This is a genomic window from Corynebacterium sp. (assembly GCF_030538285.1).
GTDB lineage: Bacteria > Actinomycetota > Actinomycetes > Mycobacteriales > Mycobacteriaceae > Corynebacterium.
Genome location: NZ_JAUNUG010000067.1, coordinates 1 through 9,763, shown reverse-complemented (window position 1 = coordinate 9,763; position 9,763 = coordinate 1). Strand labels below are relative to the sequence as shown.

General features: G+C 67.5%; 10 protein-coding genes. 3 read left to right on the top strand and 7 right to left on the bottom strand.

Annotated features, from left to right (window positions below; genetic code table 11):
- Positions 1-243, top strand: a 243-nt coding sequence (locus Q4G50_RS13815; RefSeq protein WP_303378232.1) for a fumarylacetoacetate hydrolase family protein, incomplete at its 5' end; no start/stop codon positions are given.
- 12 nt (positions 244-255) lie between these two features.
- The gene (locus tag Q4G50_RS13810; protein WP_303378231.1) at positions 256-846 is read left to right on the top strand and encodes a bifunctional 2-polyprenyl-6-hydroxyphenol methylase/3-demethylubiquinol 3-O-methyltransferase UbiG; all 591 of its coding nucleotides are present in this window, start codon (positions 256-258) and stop codon (positions 844-846) included.
- On the opposite strand, the gene Q4G50_RS13805 is transcribed toward Q4G50_RS13810, so the two are convergent.
- Positions 843-1,955: an isochorismate synthase MenF gene (locus Q4G50_RS13805; protein WP_303378230.1), complete on the bottom strand. Its 1,113-nt coding sequence runs from the start codon at positions 1,953-1,955 to the stop codon at positions 843-845. The genes Q4G50_RS13810 and Q4G50_RS13805 overlap by 4 nt on opposite strands.
- A gap of 100 nt (positions 1,956-2,055) precedes the next feature.
- Here Q4G50_RS13805 and Q4G50_RS13800 point away from each other — a divergent pair, with 100 nt between their 5' ends.
- The gene (locus Q4G50_RS13800) at positions 2,056-2,958 is read left to right on the top strand and encodes a PHB depolymerase family esterase (protein ID WP_303378229.1); all 903 of its coding nucleotides are present in this window, start codon (positions 2,056-2,058) and stop codon (positions 2,956-2,958) included.
- Between the two features lie 2 nt (positions 2,959-2,960).
- Here Q4G50_RS13800 and Q4G50_RS13795 read toward each other — a convergent pair whose 3' ends face one another.
- The 6 genes from Q4G50_RS13795 to Q4G50_RS13770 are packed head-to-tail and all read right to left on the bottom strand — an operon-like array spanning position 2,961 to position 9,569.
- A complete protein-coding gene (locus Q4G50_RS13795) occupies positions 2,961-4,097 on the bottom strand; it encodes a choice-of-anchor M domain-containing protein (RefSeq protein WP_303378228.1) in 1,137 nt (378 codons plus the stop codon).
- Entirely contained in the window at positions 4,094-4,939 is an 846-nt protein-coding gene (locus Q4G50_RS13790; protein ID WP_303378227.1) for an anchored repeat-type ABC transporter permease subunit, read from the bottom strand. The genes Q4G50_RS13795 and Q4G50_RS13790 overlap by 4 nt, the downstream gene beginning before the upstream one ends.
- Entirely contained in the window at positions 4,939-5,685 is a 747-nt protein-coding gene (locus tag Q4G50_RS13785) for an anchored repeat-type ABC transporter ATP-binding subunit (protein WP_303378226.1), read from the bottom strand. The genes Q4G50_RS13790 and Q4G50_RS13785 overlap by 1 nt, the downstream gene beginning before the upstream one ends.
- Complete coding sequence (locus tag Q4G50_RS13780) at positions 5,685-6,575, bottom strand: choice-of-anchor M domain-containing protein (protein ID WP_303378225.1); 891 nt, start codon at positions 6,573-6,575, stop codon at positions 5,685-5,687. Before Q4G50_RS13780 ends, Q4G50_RS13785 begins: the two co-directional genes overlap by 1 nt.
- A gap of 22 nt (positions 6,576-6,597) precedes the next feature.
- On the bottom strand, positions 6,598-8,088 hold the full coding sequence (locus Q4G50_RS13775) for an anchored repeat ABC transporter, substrate-binding protein (protein WP_303378224.1): 1,491 nt from the start codon (positions 8,086-8,088) through the stop codon (positions 6,598-6,600).
- Complete coding sequence (locus tag Q4G50_RS13770; protein WP_303378223.1) at positions 8,085-9,569, bottom strand: TIGR03773 family transporter-associated surface protein; 1,485 nt, start codon at positions 9,567-9,569, stop codon at positions 8,085-8,087. Before Q4G50_RS13770 ends, Q4G50_RS13775 begins: the two co-directional genes overlap by 4 nt.
- Positions 9,570-9,763 lie beyond the last annotated feature (194 nt).

Genomic DNA, 9,763 nt, shown 5'->3' with positions numbered 1-9,763 from the left:
TCCATCAAGGCCCACCTCACCCACGATGGTGAGCGCACCACCAAGCAGGACTCTAACTCCAACCAGATGATCATGAAGATGGGTGAGATCATCGAGTTCATCACCGCCTCCATGACCCTGCTGCCGGGCGATGTCATCTGCACCGGTTCCCCGGCGGGCACCGAGGCCATGCAGCCCGGTGACACGATCGAGGTCGAGATCCAGGGCCTGGGTATCCTCCGCAACCCGATCGAGCGGGCCTAAGAGGACAACATCATGCACGGGCACGGTGGTCACCAGCACACGGACTTCGACGAGTTCTATGCCGGAGGCCACCGCTGGTCCGGCAATCCGAACGAGGCGCTGATCAGCCAGGTGGGGGACCTGGTGCCGGGCCGCGTGCTGGATATCGGCTGCGGCGAGGGGGCTGATGCCGTCTGGCTGGCCGAGCGTGGCTGGCAGGTCACCGCGATCGACATCGCCGAAGTGGCGGTGGAACGGGCGCGGGAGATGGCGGGGGAACGCGGCGTCGACAAGCACATTTCTTTTGTGGTGTCCACGCTGGATACCTGGCTGAGTGACTACCTGGGCGGCAGCTTCGACCTGATCTGTGGCTTCTTCTTCCCCGCGACCGTGCACACGGAGCAGGCCCGCGAATTGGCGCGACTCCTCACCCCGGGCGGCACCCTGTTGTGGGTCGATCATGATTGGGAGGGGCAGCGGCCCGAGCGGCTGAGCCCGGCGGAGATGGAGGCGCTCATCACCGACCTGGTCGCGGAGACAACCATCAGCCGCATTTCCCGCCATGTCACGCATGGGGCGGGCGCGCACCACCACGAGGACATTATCCTGCGCGCGGTGCGTTAAAGTCCCAGCGAGCGCAGGATGGTGCGCAGTTTGGCGGTGGTTTCCGCGAGCTCTTCCTCCGGGTCGGAGTCGGCGACAATCCCGCCGCCGGCCCACGCGCGCGCCGAGGTCCCGTCGCCCGCTACCTCCGCGCAGCGGATAGCCACCATGTATTCGCCGTCGCCGGAACTATCGCACCAGCCGACCGCCCCGGCGTAGAAACCGCGGTCTGATTCGGCGGTGTGGATGAGTGTTTCGGCGGCGTGCGTCGGCGTGCCGCAGATCGCCGGGGTGGGGTGCGTCTGCACCGCCAGCTCCAGCGCGGAGGTCGCCGGGTCCTTGAGCGTGCCGACGATGGGTGTCGCCAGATGCCACATCTCATTCGTGCGGGTGATCTCCGGGGTGTCTGGAATCTCCAGCGCATCGCAGTAGGGGCTGAGTTTCTCGCGCAGGTGCTCGACCACGTAGGCGTGTTCCTCGCGGTCTTTCGCCGAGGCAGCCAGTTGCTTTGCGACGCCCGCGTCCGCCTCCGCATCCGCCTGCCGCGGGGCCGAACCCGCCAGCGGGTAGGCGGTGACTGTCGAGCCCTGGCGTTTGACCAGGACCTCCGGCGAAGAGCCGACGATCATGTCGCCCTCGCGCCCGGCGGGGGTGAGGTCGGCGATGAAACCATCGCGGTTGTAGGAGTTGTCGATCAGCCGTGCGGCCACCAGCAGGGGATCAACCGGGGGGTCGAAGGCGATGTCCACCGCGCGGGCCAGCACCACCTTCTGCAGCTTGGAGGCGCGGATGGTGCCCACGGCGGCCTCCACCCGGCGCAGGTGCTCCTCCGGTTCGGGGTCCACCCCGGCGAGCATGGCGTGCAGGCGCGCGCCCTCTCCCTGCCGGTAGTAGGCGTGCGGTTCCAGGGGGCCGTCCTCACGAATGATGAGCTCGGGCACGGTGAGGGCGGCGGGGGAGGCGACATCGAAAGGCAGGGCGCCGACGACCATGTCCACGCGGCCCGCGCGCAGGGCATCAATGGCTGCCCAGGGATCGGTGAAGGTGTCGCGGGTGCCTTGGGTGCGCACGGAGCCGTGCGCCCGGGACAGCAGGAAGTCCGGGGCGGTCACGGGGCGGTAGGCACACATGGGCAAAGATCTTACTGCGTGGGTGGTGGCTCTCATCGCTGAGGTTCTGTGCGTGTGCCCCGCGAGAAATCTGCGGCTGATGTTGCTAATGTGATTGCTCGTGAGCCTCATTTTCCCTTCCCGGCGTATCGCGATCGCGCTGGGCACCCTGGCGGCAACCCTGCTGACCGCCCTGCCTGTGGCCGATGCCCAGTCATCTGCACTGTCCTCCGGTTCCTCCGGTCTCACCGGTTCCTCCACCGGCTACCCCGCGATCACCCCGGATCACACCACCCCGCTGCAGGTGGGCGGGCGCGAGGCGTTGATCTCCCTGCCGGAGGACTACGACCCCGCCCTGACCTACCCGGTGCTGCTTGCTTTCGGTGGCTACGGGGTGAGCCCTGAGCAGATGTCCTCGGACACGGGGCTGCAGAACGCCTCCGACGCCATCGTCGCCTACGCCCGCGGCTTCAATAACGCCTGGGCCGGCGCCCCCTACTCAGCGTCGACGATGGAGGAGGATATCGACTTCGCCCGGCAGATCGTCGATGCCCTCGCTGCGGAGCACCTTATCGACCGCTCCCGCATCTACGCCATCGGCCATTCCAATGGTGGTGCCTTCGCCATCGGTTTGGCCTGCCGCGCCCCGGATCTGCTGGCAGGCGCGGTGAGCGTGTCCGGCATGTTCTATGAGGGCATTGATTCCGACGCCGCGTGCCTCGGTTCGCCCGTACCGGTCATGCTCATCCACGCCACCAATGACAACGTCGCGCGCCCAGAAGGGGGAGTGTGGCGGGAGAGAAACGTCGACTCGACTGCATCGGTTCTCCAGCGCTGGGCACACCGCAACGTCTGCCTGTCCGAGACCGAGGAGAAGTTCACCTTCGCCCCGGACAGCACCCACACCTCCTGGGTGGGCTGCCAATCGGACACCGAGTATCTGCTGTCGAACTCAGCCGGTCACGGCTGGCCCCACCACGCACCGTTTGAGGCCTGGGACTTCCTCTCCCGTCAGAGCAGGTGAGGTCACTTCCCGGCGATGAGGGAGCGCGAGTTGAAGAAGAACAACAGCCCCGAGATCAACGCCGTGATGCCGATACCCATGGACAACCCTGACCACCAGGGGGCGCCCGCCCACGCGGCACTCGCCTGAATCTGCGGTTCAGTGGGCACCGCCCCGGGCGTTGTCACCGGTTGCGGGGCATCGGGGATCGGTTGTTCCTCGGACCCGGCCGCCGCAGTGACAGATGCAGGTGCGGGCGCCGGCGGGGGCACTGCTGCTGGGGGTGCAGACTTGGGTGCCGGCGGGGGCACCGCAGGAGCCGAGACCGCAGGCGTGGGGGACGTGGGGGGCGCCGCAGCCGGTGAAGCAGCCGGTGAAGATGCCGGGGTGGGAACGGGCGTGCTCGGGGGAGTGATCACCTGGGTGATGTCGTCGGTGAGCTTCACCCATGCCCGATCCAGTTTGTTGAAGTCATTGTTTAGCCCCGTGATGTCGGCGGCCAGCTGGTCGGGGAAGCTGCGTGCAGTGGGGTTGCTTTCCGCGCAGGGGATGTCGAGCTGTCCGGCCTCAGCGGCGGTGATTGTCTCATCGCCGACGAGGAAATGTGTGCGCAGTTGCAAGTCCTGGCCGTCGACAACGATGCGGAAGGTGACCTGGTAAGCCCCGGGGCGGGTGAAGGCCCAGGAGACGTGGACATGCCGCCCACCCACGATCTGGTAGCTGCGGGAGGGATCGTGGCTATCCAGCAGGGGTTGACCGGCGTCCAGGAATGCGACCATCCGGCCTGGGCCTTCGACATCGAGGGTGACGGCGATGTCGGAGCTGATCTGTTCGGTGGAGAAACCGAACCAGGGGAGATGGGGATCCTGGGTCTGGTCGAGGAAGTGGGCGTCCTCGAAGCCGGGCAGGTGCGGGATGAAGGTGCGCGTGGTGTCCGGCACGGCGACGCTGAAGGTCCCTGAGAGGCGATCCACCACCTCATCGCGCACGATCACCGAGTAGTCGGGAAGCACCCGGACGTCTTGGTGGCCGTCGCGGATGATGTGCCCGGGGTCAACGGTGACGGTGCAGGAGGTGGGTTCGGCGGAGGCGAAGGGGGCGTCGATAAGCGGAACACTAAGGGCTGAGGCGGTGAGCAGGACGGAAACCAGGCGTTTCATACGGTGACCTTCGGACGGGAACGGACGGGGGTGAGCCACACGAGCAGGAAAGCAGCGGTGACGGTGAGGACGATGGCGGCGCCGGTGGGCAGATCCGCGGCCCAGGAGAGGTACAGGCCGGCGAGGGATCCGAGGGCGCCGAGGGCGGCGGACAGCGCCATCATGGTGGGCAGGCGATCGGTGAGCAGCCGCGCGGTGGCGGCCGGGGTGATCAGCAACGCGAGGACTAAAATATTGCCGATGGTGCTTACGGAGATCACCACCGCGGCGGTGACTGCCAGATAGAGGACGAGATCGAGCACCAGGACCGGCAGGTTCATGGCGCGGGCGGTCTCCCGGTCTAAGGCGACGGCGGTCAGCTGCGGGGTGAGCGCGATCAGCAATGCGATGACCGAGGTGCCGACAATCGCGGCGATGAGAATGTCCGTGTCCGCGACACCGGTGATCGAGCCGAACAACACGCTGGTCAGCGACGCCGTATACCCCTCCACCCGGGCGATGATGACCAGGCCGAGGGCGAAAGAGGCAGCGAAGAAGATACCGATGACGGTGTCCTCCTTTACCCGCCTGCGCTGGGAGAACACGGCGATGAGCACGGCGACCACCACCCCGGCCACCGCCCCACCGAGCAGCACGGAGAACTGCCAGGCGAAAGCCACGGCCAGGCCGGGGAAGACGGCGTGGGCGACGGCATCGCCGATAAACGCCATGCCACGCAGGACGACGTGGGTGCCCACCACGCCGCACACGATCGCCACGATGAGGGAAATGAGGAGGGCACGGGGCAGGAAACCGAGAGCCGGGTTGGCCAGATCCTGGAGGAATTCCACGGGGGTGAGCATCAGGCGTGCACCCCCACGGAGTGCAGGAGCGGCGAACCCGGGCGCACCCCGAAGGTGGCCATCCACGGCTCCGGGTGGTTGAGTTCCGCGCGGGTGCCGGTGGCGATGACGGTGCGGTGGAACAGCAGCAGCCGGTGGCAGGTGTGTACCGCTTCGCTGAGGTTGTGGGTGGACATGACTATCGACGTCCCCTGCGCGGCGAGGGTGTCGAAAAGCTCCAGGAGCTGTTCGGAGCTGGGGATATCAAGGCCGGTGAAGGGTTCATCCAGCAGCAGGATCCGTGGGCGGGTGGCCAGCGCGCGGGCCACCAGTACCCGCTGGCGCTGCCCGCCGGACAGCTCCCCGATAGGTCGGCGGGCGAGATCCCCCAGCCGCACCCGCTCGAGTGCCTCCTCGACGGCCGCGTGGTCGCTGGCCCCGGCGCGCCGGAACCAGCCGATGAGCCCGGTGCGGCCGCCGAGCACCGCGGTGTAGACATCGAGGGGAAAATCCCAGGCCACGTCGTGGCGTTGCGGGACATATCCCACCTGGCGGCGCAGCTCGGCACCGCGGTGGCCGGCAACGTCTATGTGCCCGGCCGTCACGGGCACCAACCCCAGGATGGCGCGCAGCAAGGTGGTCTTGCCGGCCCCGTTTGGCCCGAGCAGCCCCAGAAATTCCCCGGCATTGACGTGCAGGGAGGCGTCGTCGATGACCAGACGACCCGCCAGATGTACCCGCAGCCCACAGACGTTAAGCACCCTCATCAGCGCTCACCCCGACGGCGCAGAGTGAAACCGGCGATGGCGAGTGCCACGCACAACAGTATCCCGGCGGCCAGGACCCACCAGAAGGAGGCTGTTGCCTGCTTCGCGACGTCCCCCTCTACCACTCCATCCACCTGCCGGAATTCGCCTTCCCACTCGGTGGCCTGCGCTTGGTCCAGGTCGATGTCCTCGCCGACGGCGAAGGTGAGGACGCGGGTGATGGTGGGGGAGGTGGCGTCGAGAAGCGGGACCGTGACGGTCACCGCCACCTGGTGGATGCCTGGTTCAGTGAACACCCAGTTGGCGTGGGTGTGGGTGTTGAGTTCCACCCAGAAGGGTTGCGTGCCCTCTGCACTCGAGTTCCACAGCTGTTGGGGTGGTTCGAAGCCGCCGTTTTGCAGGAAGAGGCTGAACTGGCCGGGGCCGCGGTGGCCGGCGAACTCATAGGTGACACCGCGGTCGGCGGCCTGGGTCAGCGCGGGGGACTGGGTGTTCCAACCCAGCCACGGCACCCCGGGGACTTCGGTCTGCGGCACGACCCATACCTGCTCGCCAGGTGAGGCGCCGGTGAACGCGAACTCCTCGCCCGCGGGTAGTTCCTGTGCGGCGGTGTCGGGGACGTGGAGGACGACATCATCCAGGTGTCGCCACACCGGCGGGTGGGCGGTATCGTCGCGGGCCAGCAGATCGAGACCAGGTTCCATGAGTGGGCCGAGGTCGACGTGCCCCGCAGAGATCACCACCGGGGTGCCGGGGGCGGCGATGGTCTCATCGGCGGTGACGGTCTGTGACAGCGCGGGATCGATGGGCGCGGTGGCGGCCCCCGCCGGACTAGCACTCAACAGCGCGGTGAGCGCGAGGGCGGATAGGGCTAAAGACAAGCGGAACATGGTCTCCTCGGGAGGGGTGTGATCAGGCCAGGCATTCGGCGAGACTGTCGGCGTTAGATGTCATGAAGGTGAGGTAGTCGGGGGCGTCGGCATCGAGCGTGTCGCCGTGGATGGGACACACCCGCACGCCGAGCCGGTGGGCGGTCTGGGTGAGCGGGGTAGGCCGGGCAGCCAGGTGCGGTTCCAGGAACACGGCCGGGACCCGGAGGTTCTGCAAGGTGCGGGTCAGCGCGGTGAGATCCCGCGGGGAGGGTTCCACGGCCGGATTGGGGCTGACGAACCCGGCGATCCGCAGCCCATAGGCCCGCCCCAGGTAGGCGTAACCGTGGTGGCTGGTCACCAGATGACGGTGCTGCGGCGGGATCGTGGCGATCCGTTCCCGCACATACCTGTCCGTGGTGTCCAGGGCGGCGAGGTAGTCGGCGCCGTGCTGGTGATAATGCGGGGCGCCTGCCGGGTCCACTGCGATGAGCTCATCACGGATGACCTGCACCATTGCCTGTACCGCGCCGATGTCGTGCCACACGTGCGGATCGATTTCCCCGTGTACGTGGCGTCCCAGCACCGCCTGTGGCAGCAGGTAGGTCTCCTGGCCGGGGCGGCCGAGGAAACGAAACGCCGGATCACCGGGAATCGGCTGCAGCGTTGTCCCCGGCACGGCGATGACGGTGCGCGCCGGGTTGAGCGCCTCACGCGCCCCGTGCCGCGCGTCGCGCAGCAAGGTAATTGCCCCCTCATGCAGGTCGGCGGTGATATCGACATGGCCGGCATCCACCACTTCCGGAGTGCTTATCGACGTCCCCGTCGCCCCATCCACCCCCACCGCCACCGTCACTGTGGTGGGGTCGACTACGTGGCCGGGCACCTCGGCGTGGAAGTCCAGCTCATACACCCCGGGGTCGGTGAAAGCCCAGGAGACGTGGGTGTGGGCATCGGCCGGTAGCACGGTGGTGTTTGCGGCGGTCCTGTCGGCACTGTTAAACACCACCTCCGGCAGGCCGAAGGTGGTAGTGATGTAGGCCGCCACCTCGCCAGGGCCCCGAACCTTGTCCAGGCGCAGGCGGACCTGCTCGTCGCCGCCTTGAACCCGCAGCCCGAGCCACACGGCGTCGAGCGTGACGTTTTCCACCAGCGGGATGAGCTCCACCCCGTAGCGGGAGATCTCCTCGGCCACCGCCACCACCGGAGTGTCTTCGGGGGTGGACTGTTCCACGGTGGCGGTCAGCGACGCGGGTTCCAGAAGCAGCCCGGTGCGCAGCGCCAGATCGGCGTTGGCGATGTCACGCACGGCACGCAACCCCGGCTCATGGGTGTGGGGATCGGCTCCCGGCGGGATGAGCGCCCGCACCCGCGCCCGGTCACCGGCGACCTGCTCGGTGATATCCGCCAAGATCGGGGTGGTGGCCACCACCGACAGGCCCTGGGTGGGTTCCTGCGTCGCTGCGGGGGCAGCGCAGGAACTCAGCCCCAGTGCCAGTCCGATGAGGAGGGGAATGAGCGGGCGGGATATCACCGGTGCGCCTTAGTCACGGCGAGGACGAATCGGATGACACCGGCCCCGAACACCAACAGGCCCAGACCCAGCACGGCGAAAGGCAGGGTCATCACGCTTGCCCCGGTATCCGGCAGCTGACCGGCTGCACGCACCGTTTCGGCTTGCGCGGGAGCACCGGTGACAGCCGGGGTAGCGCCACAGTCTCCACCCGCCGGGTCGAGTTTGCCTCCGAGGTCGAAGTGTCCGTCCCGGGCGTTGCCCGCGGACTCACCGACGTGGAAGGTGAGGATGTCGGTGCCGGCGAGAGTCTTGCCGTCCTTGATCGTCGACTGGCGGATGCCCACCTGATACGTTCCCGGCGCGCCGAACACCCAGGAGGGGTGGACGTGCGAATTCGGGGCGATGGTGTGGTTGCCCTGGGCGCGACCATCCGCGCCGCGGAACCATTCCTCGCCGACGACCTGCCCCAACCCGCCCTGTGTGTAGACGACCATCGGGCCGGGACCGGCAAAGGAGACCAGTTCCCAGGTGACGTCACCGGCTGCGTTCTCCAGCATCGTCGGGTGCTGAGTATTCGCACCCAGCCACGGGACTCCCGGTTCCTGGGTGGAACCGATCATCCACACCGGGCCTGCCGGCACCGGACCAACCGAAACCGGCAGGTCCTTTTTCGCGGCGTCACCGAGGTGGAAACCCAGCTCCTGCGGGTTGCGCCACACAGGTGGCACGGAACGGTCGTCCTTGATCAGCGGGGTGATGCCCGGCGAACACTCGGCGGGCGCTGCAGACTGTGCCGCCGGGGCGGCCGGTGCCGCGGCGGGGGCGGCTGGGGTGGCCGGTGCAGGTTGCGCAGCCTCGGTTCCTCCGCTGCCCACTGTCCAGGTGTAGGTTGCCTGGTTGCTGGTCACGGTGGCCCCGGAAGAATCCGTGCCGGAGGCCGTGACCACCATGCGGTATTTACCGGGGGCGGTGAAAGCCCAGTTGACGTGGCGATGCGCCGGATGGGACTGGGTGATTACCGAGCCACCGGCCAGCGTCAGCCCGCCGTCGGTCAGCACCGGGGAGATGCCGCCGAGACCGCTGGTTTCAAAAAGGTGCACCTGGCCGGGGCCGCTGACTTCATGGAAGGTGAGGTTGATGACGCCAAATCCACCCGTTCCCACGGTCTGGGTGTCCCACCCTGGCCACACCAGGTCAGAGCGCTGGGTTTGGGGCAGGTAGTAGGTGGCCTTGTCGATGCCCGGCACCGCGACGGTGTTCTCGGACCAGGCGGCATCGGTGACTACCAGGGTCACGGTTTCCGGCGCGTGGCGCACACCCGATCCGGTGACATCCTCTTTGAGATCAAGGTGCAGGGCACCCGGGGAGGCAGTCACGTGGAACGCATCAACATGACCGTGATCAAGGGTGAAGCTCTGGGCCTGGACAGGCGGGGCCAACCCGAAGATCACCAGCAACAGAACGAGCAAAGCGGGGGGACGAATACCAGTCGTCGTCATGGGAACAGGGGCCTACTTTCGCAGAGAAGACAGGGAACGGAACCAGACATGCAGCGGTCCGGCGTTATCGACGAAGAACTTGATCACCGCCGCGCCAAACCCCGTGGCCATCACCCCGGCGACGAGCGCCCACGGGTTCAGCTACGAGCCGCGGTTACCCGGCTTGGGCTCAGTCGGCTTGGGCTCGGTGGGCT